Origin of the sequence: Corallococcus sp. EGB (assembly GCF_019968905.1) — a bacterium.
Classification (GTDB): Bacteria; Myxococcota; Myxococcia; order Myxococcales; family Myxococcaceae; genus Corallococcus.
Window position 1 is genome coordinate 6,767,530 of the sequence record NZ_CP079946.1, and the last position, 16,073, is coordinate 6,783,602.

13 protein-coding genes are annotated in these 16,073 nt (G+C 71.4%); 5 read left to right on the top strand and 8 right to left on the bottom strand.

Features of this window, described 5'->3' with window-relative positions; genetic code table 11:
• Positions 1–39: 39 nt before the first annotated feature.
• The 4 genes from KYK13_RS27665 to KYK13_RS27680 form a co-directional block, all read right to left on the bottom strand.
• On the bottom strand, positions 40–1,722 hold the full coding sequence (locus tag KYK13_RS27665; RefSeq protein WP_223635477.1) for a glutamine--tRNA ligase/YqeY domain fusion protein: 1,683 nt from the start codon (positions 1,720–1,722) through the stop codon (positions 40–42).
• Between the two features lie 95 nt (positions 1,723–1,817).
• Positions 1,818–2,954: a glycosyltransferase gene (locus KYK13_RS27670; protein ID WP_223635480.1), complete on the bottom strand. Its 1,137-nt coding sequence runs from the start codon at positions 2,952–2,954 to the stop codon at positions 1,818–1,820.
• 50 nt (positions 2,955–3,004) lie between these two features.
• Positions 3,005–4,171: a GNAT family N-acetyltransferase gene (locus KYK13_RS27675; RefSeq protein ID WP_223635483.1), complete on the bottom strand. Its 1,167-nt coding sequence runs from the start codon at positions 4,169–4,171 to the stop codon at positions 3,005–3,007.
• Complete coding sequence (locus KYK13_RS27680) at positions 4,171–4,986, bottom strand: glycosyltransferase family 2 protein (protein WP_223635486.1); 816 nt, start codon at positions 4,984–4,986, stop codon at positions 4,171–4,173. Before KYK13_RS27680 ends, KYK13_RS27675 begins: the two co-directional genes overlap by 1 nt.
• Positions 4,987–5,122: 136 nt before the next feature.
• Between KYK13_RS27680 and KYK13_RS27685 the strand changes: the two genes are divergently transcribed.
• Positions 5,123–6,022 (top strand): alpha/beta hydrolase, encoded by a 900-nt coding sequence (locus tag KYK13_RS27685; protein ID WP_223635489.1) that lies wholly within the window; start codon positions 5,123–5,125, stop codon positions 6,020–6,022.
• Here the strand turns inward: KYK13_RS27685 and KYK13_RS27690 are convergent.
• Entirely contained in the window at positions 6,009–6,824 is an 816-nt protein-coding gene (locus KYK13_RS27690; protein ID WP_223635493.1) for an arginyltransferase, read from the bottom strand. The genes KYK13_RS27685 and KYK13_RS27690 overlap by 14 nt on opposite strands.
• 177 nt (positions 6,825–7,001) lie before the next feature.
• Here KYK13_RS27690 and KYK13_RS27695 point away from each other — a divergent pair, with 177 nt between their 5' ends.
• From KYK13_RS27695 to KYK13_RS27705, 3 genes are all read left to right on the top strand, one after another.
• Complete coding sequence (locus KYK13_RS27695) at positions 7,002–7,172, top strand: hypothetical protein (RefSeq protein WP_223635496.1); 171 nt, start codon at positions 7,002–7,004, stop codon at positions 7,170–7,172.
• A gap of 265 nt (positions 7,173–7,437) precedes the next feature.
• Complete coding sequence (locus tag KYK13_RS27700; RefSeq protein ID WP_223635499.1) at positions 7,438–8,289, top strand: glycosyltransferase family 2 protein; 852 nt, start codon at positions 7,438–7,440, stop codon at positions 8,287–8,289.
• A gap of 25 nt (positions 8,290–8,314) precedes the next feature.
• On the top strand, positions 8,315–9,760 hold the full coding sequence (locus KYK13_RS27705; RefSeq protein WP_223635502.1) for a pyridoxal-dependent decarboxylase: 1,446 nt from the start codon (positions 8,315–8,317) through the stop codon (positions 9,758–9,760).
• A 7-nt stretch (positions 9,761–9,767) separates the two neighbouring features.
• Here the strand turns inward: KYK13_RS27705 and KYK13_RS27710 are convergent, their stop codons facing one another.
• The 3 genes from KYK13_RS27710 to KYK13_RS27720 form a co-directional block, all read right to left on the bottom strand.
• Positions 9,768–11,087 (bottom strand): carbamoyl-phosphate synthase, encoded by a 1,320-nt coding sequence (locus KYK13_RS27710; protein ID WP_223635505.1) that lies wholly within the window; start codon positions 11,085–11,087, stop codon positions 9,768–9,770.
• 301 nt (positions 11,088–11,388) lie between these two features.
• Positions 11,389–12,207, bottom strand: a complete 819-nt coding sequence (locus KYK13_RS27715; RefSeq protein ID WP_223635507.1) for a methylase — start codon at positions 12,205–12,207, stop codon at positions 11,389–11,391.
• A 144-nt stretch (positions 12,208–12,351) separates the two neighbouring features.
• Positions 12,352–13,944, bottom strand: a complete 1,593-nt coding sequence (locus tag KYK13_RS27720; protein ID WP_223635509.1) for an MBL fold metallo-hydrolase — start codon at positions 13,942–13,944, stop codon at positions 12,352–12,354.
• Between the two features lie 121 nt (positions 13,945–14,065).
• On the opposite strand from KYK13_RS27720, the gene KYK13_RS27725 reads away from it, so the two are divergent.
• The gene (locus KYK13_RS27725) at positions 14,066–15,913 is read left to right on the top strand and encodes an OPT/YSL family transporter (protein WP_223635511.1); all 1,848 of its coding nucleotides are present in this window, start codon (positions 14,066–14,068) and stop codon (positions 15,911–15,913) included.
• The last annotated feature ends 160 nt before the right edge of the window (positions 15,914–16,073 follow it).

Sequence of the window (16,073 nt, forward strand, 5' to 3'; positions counted from 1 at the left end):
CCCGAGGCTCCGCGAGACGTGACCGCGGACAGCAGCCGCCTACTTCTTCTGCTCCTTCACCCACGAGTCCTTCAGCGTCACCGTGCGGTTGAAGACGGGCGCGCCCGGCTTGGAGTCCACCGAGTCCGCGCAGAAGTAGCCCAGGCGCTCGAACTGGAAGCGGTCGCCCGGCTTCGCGTCCGCGAGCATCGGCTCCACGCGCGCGTGGGAGAGGGTCTCCAGGCTGTTCGGGTTGAGGAACTCCTTGAAGTCCTTCTCCTTGTCCCGGTCCGGCTGCTCCACGGAGAAGAGCCGGTCGTACAGCCGCACCTGGGCCACGGGCGCGTTGCCCGGCACCCAGTGCAGCGTGCCCTTCACCTTGCGGCCATCCGGCGAATCACCCCCGCGCGTCGCGGGGTCGTAGGTGCAGCGCAGCTCCGTGATGTTGCCCGCCGCGTCCTTGATGACCTTCTCGCACTTGATGAAGTACGCGGAGCGCAGGCGCACCTCCTTGCCCGGCGCCAGGCGGAAGAAGCCCTTCTCCGGCACCTCCTGGAAGTCGTCCGCCTCGATGTAGAGCTCGCGCATGAACGGCACCTTGCGCGTGCCCATGTCCTCGCGCTTCGGGTGGTTCGCCGTCTCCAGCTCCTCCACCTGGCCCTCCGGGTAGTTCTCCAGCACCACCTTCAGCGGGCGCAGGACGGCCATGGCGCGCGGCGCCGTCTCGTTGAGGTCGTCCCGGATGCTCAGCTCCAGCACGCCCATGTCGATGAGGCTGTCGGACTTGCTCACGCCGATGCGCCTGGCGAAGTCGCGCAGCGACGCGGGCGTGTAGCCCCGGCGGCGCAGGCCGCTGATGGTCAGCATGCGCGGATCATCCCAGCCGGAGACGCGCTTCTCCTGCACCAGTTGGAGCAGCTTGCGCTTGCTCATCACCGTGTAGGTGAGGTTCAGCCGCGCGAACTCGTACTGGTAGGGCCGGTCGCCCTTGATGAGCGCGTTGACGATCCAGTCGTACAGCACGCGGCGGTTCTCGAACTCCAGCGTGCAGACGGAGTGCGTGATGCCCTCGATGGCGTCCGACAGGCAGTGCGCGAAGTCGTAGAGCGGGTAGATGCACCACGTGTCGCCCGTGCGGTGGTGGTGCGCGTGCCGGATGCGGTAGATGGGCGGGTCGCGCAGCACGGGGTTCGACGACGTCATGTCGATCTTCGCGCGCAGCGTGTGCTTGCCGTCCGGGAACTCGCCCGCCTTCATCCGGCGGAACAGGTCCAGGTTCTCCTCCACCGTGCGCGTGCGGTACGGGCTGTCCCTGCCCGGCGTGGTGAAGTCCCCGCGGTACTGGGAAATCTCCTCCGGCGACAGGCTGCACACGTAGGCCTGGCCCTGCGAGATCAGCTGCTCCGCGAAGGCGTAGAGCCGGTCGAAGTAGTCGGACGCGAAGAAGCGCCGGTCGTCCCAGTCGAACCCGAGCCAGCGCACGTCGCGCTGGATGGACTCCACGTAGTCGGTGTCCTCGGTGAGCGGGTTGGTGTCGTCGAGGCGCAGGTTGCACTTGCCGCCATACTGCTGCGCCAGCCCGAAGTTCAGCACGATGGACTTGGCGTGGCCGATGTGGAGGTAGCCGTTGGGCTCGGGCGGGAAGCGGGTGTGCACGCGTCCACCGTGCTTGCCCGTCCGCCGGTCTTCCTCAATGACCTCCTGGAGGAAGTTCAGGCCCTGCGTCTCGTTCGTCGTCGTCATGATGGGTGTGAATCCTCGTGAAGCGGGACCAGGGGGGCAAGGTTTTCCTGGCCTGTCCCCCCAGGGCCCCTCCCTGGAGTGAGCGCGAACCGGCTTCAAACCTGCGCCAGCAGCGACTCCCAGGCCTTGAGCGCCCGTTCCGCGGACAGCTCGTCCGCCCGGTCCAGGGCCCGCTGGCGCAGGCTGTCGCGCCAGCCCTCGTCCGTCACCACCCGCGTCAGCGCCTGGGCCAGGGCCCTGTCATCCCCCATGGGGACCAGCACGCCTGCCCGCCCCCCGGCCAGCGCCTCCGCCGGGCCGGAGGGACAGTCCGTGCTGACGATGGGACAGCCCAGGGCCAGCGCCTCCAGCATCACCATGGGCAGACCCTCGAAGCGCGAGGACAGGGCGAACGCCGTGGCCCGCCGCATCAACGCGTGCGGATTGTCCGCGTAGCCCGGCATGAACACGGAAGACCCCACCCCGAGTTCCGCCGTCAGCGCCTTCAGCTCCGCCTCCAGCGAGCCCACTCCCAGGATGAGCAGGTGGGTGTCCGTCCCCGCCGCCCGCATCCGGGCGTGCGCGCGGATGAGCACGTCGAACGACTTCTGGGGCTCCAGCCGGCCCACCGCGATGACCACCGGCTTCTGGAACACCGGCACCGCCCAGGCGGGCAGGGGCGCGTCCGCCGCGGCGCGAATGCGGTTCGCGTCCACGAAGTTGGGGATGACCTCCAGCCGCTCGCGGTCCACGTTCACCAGCTCCGCGAACGCCTTCGCGGAGTCGTAGCCGCACGCCACGATGCGGTCCATGCCCGGGTACAGGACCTTCAGGCCCCACAGCTGACGCCGGGGCTGCTCGCGGTGGAAGGCCCCCCAGTCGAAGTGCACCATCCCCAACACCGGCTTGCCCAGGAGAGCCCCCGCCATCCGCGCCAGCAGGGCCGCCCTCCCCTCCTGTCCGGAGACGATGATGTCCGCCTTGCGCGCCTCGTGGAACAGCCGCCAGAACATCCGCGGCAGCTCCCACCGCCGGTACGCCTCCACGCCCACGCCCCAGGAGATGGGCACGTCCGCGGGGATGCGCCCGCGCGTGTCCGGCGGCGGAGGCCCGTGGTGGAAGAACAGCGAGGGATTGAACCGCTCCCGGTCCAGGCCCGCCAGCACGTTGCACACGGAGCGCTCGATGCCGCCCGTCCCCATGAAGACGAGCGTGAACAACACGCGCCGCCGCCCGGTGGCAGGGACCGCCATCTCTCGCGCCTGCAATTCCAATGTCTGGGATTCCCGGTAAGAAACGATTTTTATTCTCCCGCCCTGCGTCCGAGCGTCCGGCGGGCCCACCCCTGGAGCTGCTCGTTGCTCAATAGCTCACGCACCTTGCGATAGGTAGCGAAGGCCAGGCGGCCCCGCCACTCTGGAGACAGTTGAACAGCGTCGTGCTTGAGGATCTCCCGGGGCCCCCAGCGCAGCTTCGAAACATCCCTCCCCGAGGACAGATGTGCCACTTTCAATCCGTGCGAGATGCCGTATTGCAGGGCCTCCGCCACGGTGGTGGTCATCACGCTGTAGTCACCCCAGCGGGGGAGATAACCGGAATAGTAGAGATACAAGGTCTCGCCCAGGACAAAGCCCACGCGGGTGGCGACCACGGCCCCGCCAATACACAGTTGAAACACCCGGACCGCGTCCTGCCGGGCGAAGTCCTGACACAGGTCCATGAGGAACCCGCGGGCCTGCTCCGAGCCGAACACGTCGCGGTGACGCACCGCCGCGTCCTGCGCCTCCGCGCGGGCCTGGTGCAGTTGGAAGAACGTGGCGAGCGCCGGGGCGACCTCCTCCGGCGTGCGCGCGACCTGGAAGGTGAAGGACAGGCCGTCGCGCTTGAGTGAGTTGTAGCACTTGCGCAGCGACTCCTTGATGTTGCGCGAGCGGCCCGCCTTGAACACCTCCCACGTGGGCGCAAGCTCCAGCACGTACGCGGGCACTTCATGCACCGGCGTGAGCGGCGACATGCGGGAGAGCTCGGCCGCCGCCGGCCCCTGCAGGTCCACTCCGTTCCAGAGGATCCAATCCCATTCGGACGCGTGCTCGCGCAGATGGCGCGTGACGGCCGCGTAGGCGGGGGCCTCCAGCTCCGGCGCGCAGATGAGCCCGCGAAGCTCCGTGACGTTGGGGTCCGCCCCCAGGAACTGGAGCACCCGCACGCGCACCGGCCCCGAGCTCGGGCGCTCCGTGCGCATGAGCGGCGCCACGGCGCGCAGCGCTCCCTCCGCGCTCCGCAGCGCGAGCACGAAGAGGTGATCCGTCACGCTGCGGCGCTGCTCCCGGAAGTGGCGCCACCAGGTGACGTTCCACTCCCAGGTGGCGAAGGGCAGCCCCTGCCCCACCCGGGCGGCCAGCGCGCGCCACTCCGGCCCCAGCGCGCGCAGCCCCTCCACCGTGTCCACCTGTTCGACGGTCAGGCGCATCAGAGCCACCGCAGGAAGGTGCGCGCGGCCAGCCGGAGCGCGGTGTGTTCCGCCGCGCCCCACTCGCGCCGGTAGCGTTCATGGATGAGCCGGTACGCGCTGACCGCCTTGCTCGCGTCGCGCTCGTTGTGCATCAGCGACGGCGCGCCCGTGCGGTACTCCAGCACCACCCGGTCCAGGAACACCGCGCCCCCGCGGCGGATGGCCCGCAGGTAGAAGTCCACGTCCTCCACCAGGGGCAGCCGCGTGTCGTAGCCGCCCAGCGCGGGCAACAGCTCCCGGCGGACGAGGCACGCGGAGTTCACCAGCACCGTGGGGCGGAACAGCATGTTCGCCACCATCCAGCGCCGCGAACCGAGCCGCGCGGCCACGCGGGCCCGGCGCGCCGCGTCCTCGAAGTAGGCCGTCTGTTGGGCCAGCACCGCGGCGTCGTCACCGAAGGGCGCCACCCGGCCAAAGGCCACGCCCCTGCCGGGGTGCCCATCGAGCGCCACCATGAGCGCCCGGTACGCGCCGGGGGCCACGCGGTCGTCGTCGTCCAGGAAGTGCAGGTAGCGGCCGGTGGTGAGCGGCCAGCCCTCGTTGCGCACCGTGGCGGGGTTGCCGCCGGTGGGCACGTCCCGCTTCACGTAATGCACGCGCGCGTCGCCCAGCGCCAGGACGGGCTCGCGCGCGGAGCCCTCCGGGCTGTCGTCCAGCACGCGCACCTCCACGCGCACCCCGTCGTCCCCCTGGGACAGCGCGCTTCGCACGGCCTCCACCACCAGCGCGGGACGGCGAAAGGTGGGCACCACCACCGACACATCGGGCGTCATTGTCAGCACCTCCAGCCCGGGCACCCCCACGTGCGCCAGGCGAGGCAGGGCTCGGGCCTCATTGCTTGGAAGCGCAACGAGCCCGGGGCCTCCTGCCAGGGACCGGATTCCGGGTATAGGCTCACATTCCATCCTCGTGAAGAAACCCATCCATCCCCGTCCCGCCCGTCTCATCGCGCTCGCCCTCGTGGGCGTGCTCGCGGTGGCGGCCGTCATCGCGTCCCGCAACGTCCGCACCGCGCGCGCCGTAATGCACCCCGCGCGCCAGCCGCTGAAGCCGGTCGGGCCGGGGGCGCTCGCGGAGCGCGCGGACGTGTCGCTGCGCACGCGGGACGGCCTGACGCTGCGCGGCTGGTACCTGCCGTCGCGCAACCGCGCGGCGGTGGTGGTGATGCACGGCTTCGCGGAGAACCGCACGCAGATGCTCTTCGAGGCGGAGGTGCTCTCACGCGCGGGCTACGGCGTGCTGCTCTTCGACTCGCGCGGCCACGGCGAGAGCGAGGGCGACCTGGTGACGTGGGGCGACCGCGAGCGCGAGGACCTGCGCGCGGCGGTGGATTTCGTCTCCCACCGCGACGACGTGGACCCGTCCCGTCTGGGCGTCCTGGGCTTCTCCATGGGGGGCACCACCGCGATGCTCGGGGCGCTGGAGGATCCACGGCTCAAGGCGGTGGCCGCCGCGGGCGCGTACCCGTCGCTGGTGGCGGACACGCGCTACAGCTACGGCAAGTGGGGGCCCCTGAGCGCCGAGCCGGTGCTCTGGACGCTGCGCCTGTCCGGCGTGGACGTGGAGGCGGTGGACCCCATGAAGCGCCTGTGCGACTTGAAGGGCCGGCCGCTCCTGCTGATCAACGGCGACGTCGACGAGTACGCGCCCGCGTTCCTCCAGGACGCACTCTTCCAGGCCGCGTGCGAACCCAAGTCCTACTGGGTGGTGCCCGGCGCGCACCACGGCGAGTACGCGAAGAAGGCCCCGGAGGCGTACGCGCACCACCTGCGCAGCTTCTTCGACGCGGCGCTGCTCAGCGGCTCCTGACGGCCGCCAACGGCGCGGGGGCCGGCTCCTGCTCTGGCGCGTCAGCCGCGGCTTCTGGCGCGTCAACCGCGGCGCGCCACACGGGCGGCGCATCCAGCGCGGGGCGGCCCTCCAGCAGCTCGTGCGGACGGAAGCCGGCCTTGTAGCGGAGCGAGTCGCACGCGAGCACCCGGTAGCCCAGGTACACGTAGGGGATGCCCCGCTCGCGCGCCAGCTCCACCTGGAACAGCACGCTCGCCTTTCCCAGCGACAGCCGCGCGTAGGCCGGGTCGTAGAAGAAGTACACCGCGCTCCACGCGTGCGGCGTCTCGTCGCAGATGCCCAGGCCCACCAGCTTCGGGCCCGCCGGGTCGGTGTCGTCGTACCAGGCCACCTCGCGCGCGGACGGGTGCGGGAAGGCGAACTGGAGCGAGTACTCGCGCGGGCCCAGCTCGGATGGAGCCCACTCGCGCGACGACTCCCGCTCCGCGTGCCACGCGCGGTACAGCGCCAGGCGCTCCTCGTCCACGCGCGGCGGGCCCACCTCCACGCGCAGGTGCGCGCACGCGGCGCGGGCCCGGCGCTGGCTGCGGTTGGGCGTGAAGCCCGCCACCGGCACGCGCAGGGACACGCACTCGTGGCACGCCGCGCACGCGGGCCGGAAGTACTGCGGCCCGAAGCGGCGCCACCCGCGCACCAGCAGGTGCTCGTACTCCTGCGCCGTGACGTTGCGCATCACCAGCGTCTCCAGGGACGCCTCCCGCTCCGGCAGGTAGCTGCACGGGCGCGGGTCTTCGATTTCATGTGCCAGAAGGACCGCCATGGGGTGTTCCCTTCCTGTCGGCCCCGGGCTCCGGCGTCAAGCCATGCCTGGCCGTCCGGCGACCCACCCTCCGTCGGAAGCGACCCGTGCACGAGGGCCGCTTCGTCACCAGAAATGGCACAACGGCTGCAGGACTGGGGGTGAAGCCGTACCGTTTGCGGAAGAGGAGTCACGCACATGGCTCGCGAGGAACTGCATCCCGGATGGCTGCCGCAGGAACCGGAGGAGGCCGACGGCGCCCCTCTGGAGGACGCCCCTTCCGAGGAGGACGAAGCCTCGCCGTACTCCGCCGGAGCGGATGGCCGGGACGACGTGGACGCGTACGACTTCGCCATCGCCAGCTACTGAAAACCCCGTGGCCCGGCAGCCACGGTGTGGCAGCCCTGTCGCGCTCCGACCGTGATTTCTTCCGGTCCACTTCATGACGGGCACGTAGAAAGTTCCGAACCACCGTGAGCCCGCCGTTCGCGTTCGCTTCCCCGGACAGCGGGCGGGTAGCTGAGGACACAGGGGGGCACCGGGGCGGAATGCCCCTCGGAGGCGGAATGCCCCGGGCGCGGGGGGCCTGGCTGGCTTCTCAGTCGTGGGGCGCCACCGGTATAAACCGGGGCATATGTCCCCAGTCGACGTCTCGGTGGTGATGCCCACGTACAAGCGCGAGAAGGAAGTGGTGGAGGCCATCCACTCCGCGCTGCGTCAAGAAGGCGTCCAGGTGGAGGTGATCGTCCTGGATGACTCGCCGGAGGGCACGGCCCGCGACGCGGTGCAGGGCATTGGCGATCCGCGCGTGCGCTACTTCAAGCAGGAGGTGCCGTCGAAGGGGCGCCCCGCGCTGGTGCGCAACCACGGCGCCACGCTGGCGAAGGGCCGCTACCTGCACTTCCTGGATGACGACGACACGCTCGCGGAAGGGGCGCTGCACGCGATGGTGTCCGCGCTGGACGCGCGGCCGGAGGCGGGCGTCGCGGTGGGCTGGGTGGTGCCCTTCAGCGAGGACCCCGAGTGGCTGGAGGACAAGAGCAGCTACTTCGAGCGCGTGGCGAAGGTGGGAGCCACCACGCCCAGCAGCGCGTGGACGGTGGCGCACATCCTGTTCCTGGGCACGCTGTACGTGAACTCCGCGTGCATGGTGCGCCGCGAGTACTTCCAGCCGCTGGGCGGGTTCGACCCCAACATCCCCGTCTACGAGGACGTGGACTTCTACATGCGCGGCATCCGCCGCTACGGCCACGTCTACGTGGACCGGCCCATCCTCAACTACCGGGTGGGCAAGCCGTCGCTGATGAACGACCTGGGCAAGACGGGAGCGAAGGTGGAGAAGTCCGTGGCGGAGTCCAACGCCATCATCCACAACAAGTACCGGCGCGAGCACGGCGAGCTGGAGTACCGGCTCCTGCAGGTGGCCACGCGCGCGCTGAAGGGCCGCTTCGGCCTCACGCGCTACCTCCCCCTCAAGCTGCCTTGAGCGATTCCTGAAAGGGCCTCTCCCCGTGAGCCTGCGTCGTCGTCTCGTTGGAACCGCCAAGCGCCAGTTGAAGCAGACCCTGGGCCCCGTCGTGCAGCGCGCGATGGCCCCCGCGAGAGCCTTCCTCCCCCCGGAGACGTGGAGCCTGGAGTCGCGCGCCGGCCAGGGCCTCTTCCTGGAGGGCGTGTCGCTGGCCCAGCTGGCCCGGGAGTACGGCTCGCCGCTGCACGTGGTGCACCTGGCGGCGCTGCACCGCAACGCGGACGCGTTCCAGGCGGTGCCTCCGGGCGCGGCGGGCGGCTGCGAGGTGTATTACTCATACAAGACCAACCCCGTGCCGGGCGTCCTGTCCGCGCTGCACGCGCGGGGCGTGGGCGCGGAGGTCATCTCCGCCTATGAGCTGTGGCTCGCGCTCAAGCTGGGCGTGGCGCCGGAGCGCATCGTCTACAACGGCCCGGTGAAGTCGGACGCGTCCATCCGCGAGTCCATCACCCGGGGCATCGGCCTGCTGGCAGCGAACCACCGCGAGGAGCTGGACGTCTTCTCCCGCCACGCGGCGGAGCTGGGCAAGCGCCCGCGCGTGGCCGTGCGGGTGACGACGATGGCGGGCTGGACGTCGCAGTTCGGCACGCCCATCGCGGGGGGCCAGGCGCTGGCGGCGTACCGGCAGGCGCTGGCCCTGGGCAACCTGGACGTGGTGGGCCTGCACGCGCACCGGGGCGAGCTGATCCGCACGGAGGCGGAGCTGGAGGCGTTCGTCGGCGCGGTGCTGGACTTCGCGGACGCGCTGCACCGCGAGCTGGGGCTGGACCTGGAGGTGCTGGACCTGGGCGGCAGCCTCTGCACGCCGACGGTGGAGCACATCGAGCAGCGGGACTGGCGGCTCAACCTCACGTTCCAGCGCGACCTGCCCGCGCCGGACTTCGCGGCGGCGCTCTCCATCGAGCGGTACGTGGCGAAGGTGGTGGCCCGGGTGGAGGCGCACTACGCGAAGCAGGGCCGCAAGCGCCCGCGCATCTTCCTGGAGCCCGGCCGCGCGATGACGGGCAACACGCAGCTGCTGCTGGGCCGCGTGCACGCGCTCAAGGAGGGCGGCGAGCGGACGTGGGCGGTGCTCGACATGGGCATCAACCACGCCGAATGCGTGCGCAACGAGTACCACCAGCTCTTCCACGTGGAGCAGCCGTCCGCGCCGTCGCATCGCGCGTACACGGTGGTGGGTCCCATCTGCACGCCGGCCGACACGCTGTACCACGCGGTGCGGCTGCCGGAGCTGAAGGTGGGCGACACGCTGGCCATCATGGACGCGGGCGCGTACTTCGTGCCCTTCGGCACGTCCTTCTCCTTCCCGCAGCCGGCCATCGTGGCCGTGGACGGCGGGAAGGTGCGGCGCCTGCGCCGGGCGGAGACGCACGAGGACCTGATCACCTTCGATGAGCCGGTGCCTCTGGCCCCTCGCGCCGCGGGCTGACGGCCCTTCAGCGGTTGAGCACCATCATCCGAAGGAAGGCACGGGGGTGGCGCGCGGCGCCGTAGGAGATGGTGGCCAGCTCCACCGCCGCGGGCATCATGTCGTCCCGGTCGATGAGCGGATCCACCGCCGTCTCCTTGTGGGTGTTGAACCACTGGCGCCACTGCCGGGCCTCGTCCGCGGGCAGCGCGCCGGACAGCCGCTGGAGGTTGAGCAGCATCTCCAGCGCGATGCGGTTGCAGAACACCGCGTCCTCGTGCGCCGCGCAGGCGTCGCGCGCGTCCTCCACCGCTCGCGTGAGCGCGTCCCGGTCCCCGGTGGCCGCGTGGTACGCGAGCAGCGGCAGGGGCAGCCCCCGCGCGATGTCGAAGCCCATCTGCCCGTAGAAGCGCGGGTTGAAGTCGATGAGCAGGTAGGAGTCCTTCGTCTGGATGAACTCCACCTCGAAGACGCCGTGGTAGCCCAGCCTCTTGCACAGCCGGGTGAGGCCCGCGACGAGGTCCGGGCGCAGCGGCGCTGACTCGAAGCACACGCCCACGCCCAGGCGGCGCGGACGCTGGAGGACCTTCATCGCCGCGCGGGCCTCGAAGAGCTCACCGGATTCGTCCACGAAGCCGGAGAGGCTGTAGATGCCCTCCGCCGCCTCCGGGTGGAACTCCTGCACCATGGGGTTCACCACGGCCGGATCGAACTTCACGAGCATGGGCGCGTAGGTGTCGCGCGCGAACTCGCGGTACTCGCGCGCCAGGTCGTCCGGCGACGACACCGGCTGGCCCTTGCGGTGCGTGGCGTGGAGGATCTGCGTGGTGGGCTTGAGCAGCACCGGGAAGTTCGCCTCGCGGCGCACCTGCTCCAGGTCCTCCTCGGACTGGGGGAACCAGGTGCGCGGCAGGTGCAGGCCCACCTCCGTGCCCACTTCATAGAGGCGGCGCTTGTTGAGCAGGCCGTACACCGCGTCCACGCCCGGGTCGTAGAGGTGGAAGAGGTCCTCCAGCTTGGAGCGGTGCGCGGAGATGAGCCACGCCAGCTCGTCGCTCGTCGGGTAGAGCACGTGCTTGACGGGCTCGCGCAGGCCGAAGTCCACCAGCCACTGGAGGAAGGCCTCCGGCTGGGACTCCGGCGGGCACTGCACGCGGCGGCTGACGAAGCGCGAGTAGCTGGCGGGCCCCAACCGGCCCGTGTCCGCCACCGTCACGTCCACGCCATGGCGGCCCAGACAGCGGGCGGCGGCCAGGGTGCCGTAGAAGTTGGCGGAGAACAGCAACGCGGGGGGCCGGGCAGCGATGACGGCCGCGGGGGCATCATCGGAGTAAACGGCCTCTTCCATCTCATGCTCCAGTTTCGCGGTGTCGGACTCGCGGCGCGGGCGCGCCGACGAACGACGGGATTGGCGAGGGGGGCGCTGCGCGAGACGACCGCCCCCGAGGTCAGGGGTCGACGGGCCGGCGACAGCGGTGCTGGCCATCAGCGCCGCGGCGAGAAGCGTCAGAAGGTGCCTGTTCATGTCGAGCCGTCTGCTTCCAGCGGTTCGGGGGGCGCCGGAAGCCCGATTCCCGGGAGAATACCTTTTTCCTGCCGCACTTGGGATCAGCCCCCGTGACGATTACAGCCCCCGGGAGTGACCGGGCTCAGGCCGGAGTGCCGCCGGGCGGGCTCCAGCGCAGGCAGCCCCGGGTCAGCAGCCCCGCGTCCGTGGCGACCCCTGGGGTCATCCGCGCGAGCCGCACGACGGACTCCGCGAAGGCCTCCGGCGGCGCGGTGTGGCCCGCCTCGCGCGCGGCCTTCCACGCCGCCTCCCACGCCTGGAAGAAGGCGTGCATGGGGTCGACAGGGCGGACGCGGCGGCGCAGGTCCCGGGGCAGCCAGTCGCGCAGCAGCCACGGAGCGAAGCCGCGGGAGAAGTCGGTGTGGAAGAGGAGCCCCTCGCGCGCGGGGACCTCCGCCCCGGAGGTCCGGCGCAGCAGGTGGGCCACCAGCACCGCGCCATCCGTGTCGGACGAGCCCTCCACGAGCAGCCCGCCGGGCAGCAGGTGCCGCGACATCGCGCGGTGGGCCTCTGGGATGCGCTCCGGCGGGCCCTGGCGCAGCAGGTTCATGGCGCGCACCAGCCGGGCGGGCTCGTCCGGTGACAGCGGGAGCGCGAAGCCGCCCTCGCGAAAGTGCGTGCGCGCCTCCGGGTGATGGCGCGCGGCGGCCGCGGCGCGCTCGGGGTCCAGCTCCACGCCCACCACGGACAGCTCCGGGTTCAGCGCGCGGAAGGCGGTGGCGCTCTCCAGCGTGGTCCACGGGTGCTCGCCGAAGCCCACGTCCACGAAGACCGCCCGGGCCCAGGGGCCGTCCCCACGCGTGAGGAGCGGGGCCTCGAAGTGGCAAAGGTATGCGTCGAGTGCGCGCAGACGCCCGCGCGCGGTCCGACCTCGGGTGTGGGCATCCAGCTCGGCGGCCATGGGACGACATGGGCGCTCCGGGCCGGGGACGTCAAGCCCGCGCCGCGGCGGAGCGGAGCGCGGGAGCTCATCGCCGGGCGTGGGCCGCAACCCGGCGGGTCACAACCCGTGTCCCACGTTCGTGTCGCACATGGAGCCGCCGCTCTACGTCTTCTCGCGCTGGCGTGCCCGCGACGCACTGCGCGGCCGAGGTCCGGCCTCGCGCCAGTGGCCGAAGGGCCACTCGAAGCCCGGCGTGCTCAGCACCTCCGGGTTGCGCGCGCCCCGCCAGCGCAGGGACTCGCCGGGCCGCAGGAGGAGCGCTCGCGGCCCACTGCCCTGCTCCTTGCGCACCTGGGCCAGCCGCTCCGGATACGGATCCGCGTCCGGGTTCTCGTCCATCTGGCTCGCGCCCGCGACAGGCTCGCCCGGATAGCCCTCGTAGCGGGGGCCCATGCCTTCGCGCCAGTACCAGGGGGCGCCGCCGTCCGCGCAGGGCACCACGTAGCGCGCGCCCAGGAGCGCGCCGTAGCGCAGCGCCTCCTCCGGCCCCGCCATCAGGCGCTGCGGCGTGGTGAGCGCACCGCGCGGCACGTTGACCAGGAACGCATCCAGCGTGGTGAAGCCGAAGAAGATGGGCGGCAGCCGGAAGCCGCGCACGCCGCAGAAGAGCACGTCCACCGGCCCCTGCTGCTTGCGCACGCGGCGGCACACCGCGGCCATGTCCCCGCGCACATCATGGCCCGCGTCCGCGAAGAAGGCGGCGGAGAAGTCCTTGGAGCGCACCAGCCACGTGTTGCCCTCGTTGAAGAGGTCCGGATGGGGCCCCTCGCCGTCGGTGGGCTGCTCGCCATGGAAGGGCAGCGCGTGCACCGTCACGTCGCCCACCTGCCGCGTCTCGCCCCAGCGCAGGGGCTCCACGCGCGTGAAGCCCAGCTGCGTCAGCCGCAGCGCGCAGTCCGTGGAGAAGAGGCTCTCGCGCGCCACCGCCGGCACGAAGATGCGCGTGTCGCGAGGCAGCGGCAGCAGCGAGCCCAGGTGGAAGTGGTCCCCATGCGAGTGGGTGATGACCACCGCGTCCACGCGGCCCAGGTCTCCGGCCTGCACCGGCCCATAACCGGGCAGGTCCACCTCGCCCATGGGGCGGAAGTACGGGTCCACCAGCACGCGCCCCTCCCTGCCCGACACCAGCACCGTGTTGTGTCCCACGAAGAGCGCGCCCGGCCCCGGCACGGCCACCGGCCCCGCATGGCGCGCGAGCCAGCCCGCCTGCGACAGCTCCCCGAGCAGCCCGTCCACGACGGGCGCGGCGGCCAGCGCGCCCAACTCCTCGCGCGTCGCGCCCCGGGCGAGCGACGCGAACAGGTCCGCCACCACCGGCCAGTCCTTCGCGCGCACCGGCACGTCCAGCCCCAGCGAGCCCTGGCGCAGGTGCAGCACGCGCGGCCGGTGGCGCAGCGGATCCGGGAAGAGGACGTCCTCGCGCAGCACGCGCCGGCCCATGCGCCGCTTCGTGCCCTGGCAGAGCGCGGCGTAGCGCGGCGTGTCCTCCAGCCAGCGGATGAGCGCGTCCGCCTCGCGCAACGCCCCCTCGCGGCCGAGCGCGGCGATGTGGCGCTTCAGCGGCACCTGCGCGCGGCGCACCGGCCGCGCGGTGGGGCCCTGGATGCTGCACCCCAGGTCCTCGTGGTGGTCGGCCTCCGTGCGGGCGGAGGCGAGGACGGCCAGGCTCACGCCTCGGTGCAGGGTGAATCGCATGCGTGCGGACTCGCATGGCGGCCCGGGGCTTCGCAAGGGCTTGCGCTTGCGACCGGCCGCCGGGCCGCTCGCGCCCGGACGGGTTGTGGCCCTCCAGCGGGGCCGATACCCTCCCACACTCATGGCCCACCCCGCCGAGCCGCTCCTGCCGGAGCCTTCCGTCCCCCGCTCCTCCGCGCCCGACGCCGTCGCGCCGCGCTTCCGCTTCCTGCCCGCCGTGGGCACGTGGAAGTATCACGCGCTGCTCGCGTCGGTGGCCATCTTCTTCCTGGGCCCGCTGGGCGGCGTGGCCGCGTCGTACATGAACTTCAGCCTGGGCTTCTTCGTCGCCAGCCAGGTGCTGTCCGGCATCCTCGGCAGCGTCGTCACCTACGGCTACGGCGCGGAGGGCAAGCACGGCGCCAACTACATGCAGACGATGGCCGCGTCCGTCGCCTCGCTGTGCGCCATGTCCGTGCTCATCCAGTCCATGGTGTGGCTGGGCATGCCCCAGCCGCCCGCATGGCAGCTGATGCTCTTCGTGGGCTGCGTGGGCATGTTCGGCGTGGGCGTGGGCATGCTCTACACGCCGCTCCTGGTGGACAAGCTCCAGTTGGACTACCCGTCCGGCTACGCGGTGGCCAACATCCTGCGCGCGCTCACGGACAAGCGCCTGCTCAAGGCCTCCATCGCGAAGCTGGGCGGCGGCACCGGCCTGGGCATCCTGGCCGCGTGGCTCACGGAGAAGGTGGCGGCCATCGCCGCGCTGGGCATCAGCAGCTCCACGGTGGGCGCCGGCATGGTCGTGGGCAGCCGCATCACCGTGCCCGCCATGCTCATGGGCGTCATCGGCTTCGCCATCACGCCCGCGCTGCAGCGCATGGGTTGGCTGGGGCCCCAGGATCCCTACCGGAAGATCGGCTTCCTCGTCTCGCTGGCGATGATCTGCGGCGCGGCGCTGGTGGACCTGGCGCTGCTCGCGGTGCAGGCGGTGGACCGCATCCGGGGCCGCGCGCAGGCCCCTGCGGACGACGAGCCCGCGTGGAAGAAGGTCAACGTGCCCCGGCTCATCGCCTGGGTGGTCGGCTGGGGCGCGGCCGTCGTCGTGGTGGCCACGCAGGTGCTGCACCAGCCCGCGGGCTTCATCATCTTCGGGCTCGCGCTGTCGCTGTTGTTCGTGCTGATCAACGGCATCGCATACGGCATCAGCGACAACAACCCCATCTCCAGCGCCTTCGTGATGTCGGTGCTGCTGATGTCGCTGCTGGGCCTGAAGGATCCGCTGGTGGGCCTGATGGCGTCCTCCATCCTGCTCATCTCCACGTCGGTGGGCTGCGACATGCAGCAGGACCGCTCCACCGGGTGGCGCCTGGGCACCAACCGCGTGGTGCAGTTCCGCTACCAGGTGCTGGGCATCTTCATGGGCGCGGTGCTGTGCGTGGTGCTGGCGCGCGTGTTCATGGGCGCCTACCCGGTGCTGTCCGTCAACCAGCTGGACCACCCGGAGGTGAAGGTGGCCCAGTGGAGCTCCGCGATGACGTACAAGTTCGTGGGCGCCATCCGCGACCTGGGCACGCTGTCCGCGCACAAGGTGACGGCGCTGCTCGTGGGCCTGGGCATCGGCTTCACGCTGGAGGTCATCCGCAAGGTGGTGCGCCGCCACCCCGCCTACCTGCGCTACGTGCAGGGTTCGCGCACGGGGTTCGGCGTGGGCTGGGCCATGGACTCGCTGGTGCTGGCCAGTCCCTACGCGTACGCGTTCGGCGGCTTCATCGCGCTGCCCGCGGCCGTCTGGTTCGGCGTCGGCGGCATCCTCACGTCCGCCTTCAACACCGTGTCCAAGCGCTTCCGGAAGGAGCCCGCGCCCGGGGAGACGGTGCTGCCGGAGGACATGAGCACCATGTCGCTGGTGGGCGGCGGCCTCATCGCGGGCGAGTCGCTCTTCTACCTCTTCGTGGGGCTCGCCGGCCTGCTGTCCCTGTTGGGCTGAGGCGCCCTGTCCCGGAGCACGGCTTGACTTTCCGTGCCTTCAGGCGCACTTGTTGTCGCGTGAACCTCGTCATCACCACCACCGCGACCCAGACCACCACCGCTTCGGCGGGTGTGGGTTCGGTGCGCGTGTCGGTGGCCTGACGAGCGCACGGTTTCCC

Bases quoted from the DNA above. Each gene is read 5' to 3' on its own strand.
- KYK13_RS27665 (WP_223635477.1), bottom strand. From the start codon at position 1,722: ATGACGACGACGAACGAGACGCAGGGCCTGAACTTCCTCCAGGAGGTC.
- KYK13_RS27700 (WP_223635499.1), top strand. From the start codon at position 7,438: ATGTCCCCAGTCGACGTCTCGGTGGTGATGCCCACGTACAAGCGCGAG.
- KYK13_RS27720 (WP_223635509.1), bottom strand. From the start codon at position 13,944: ATGCGATTCACCCTGCACCGAGGCGTGAGCCTGGCCGTCCTCGCCTCC.
- KYK13_RS27695 (WP_223635496.1), top strand. From the start codon at position 7,002: ATGGCTCGCGAGGAACTGCATCCCGGATGGCTGCCGCAGGAACCGGAG.
- KYK13_RS27675 (WP_223635483.1), bottom strand. From the start codon at position 4,171: ATGCGCCTGACCGTCGAACAGGTGGACACGGTGGAGGGGCTGCGCGCG.
- KYK13_RS27690 (WP_223635493.1), bottom strand. From the start codon at position 6,824: ATGGCGGTCCTTCTGGCACATGAAATCGAAGACCCGCGCCCGTGCAGC.
- KYK13_RS27710 (WP_223635505.1), bottom strand. From the start codon at position 11,087: ATGGAAGAGGCCGTTTACTCCGATGATGCCCCCGCGGCCGTCATCGCT.
- KYK13_RS27715 (WP_223635507.1), bottom strand. From the start codon at position 12,207: ATGGCCGCCGAGCTGGATGCCCACACCCGAGGTCGGACCGCGCGCGGG.
- KYK13_RS27680 (WP_223635486.1), bottom strand. From the start codon at position 4,986: ATGACGCCCGATGTGTCGGTGGTGGTGCCCACCTTTCGCCGTCCCGCG.
- KYK13_RS27725 (WP_223635511.1), top strand. From the start codon at position 14,066: ATGGCCCACCCCGCCGAGCCGCTCCTGCCGGAGCCTTCCGTCCCCCGC.
- KYK13_RS27670 (WP_223635480.1), bottom strand. From the start codon at position 2,954: ATGGCGGTCCCTGCCACCGGGCGGCGGCGCGTGTTGTTCACGCTCGTC.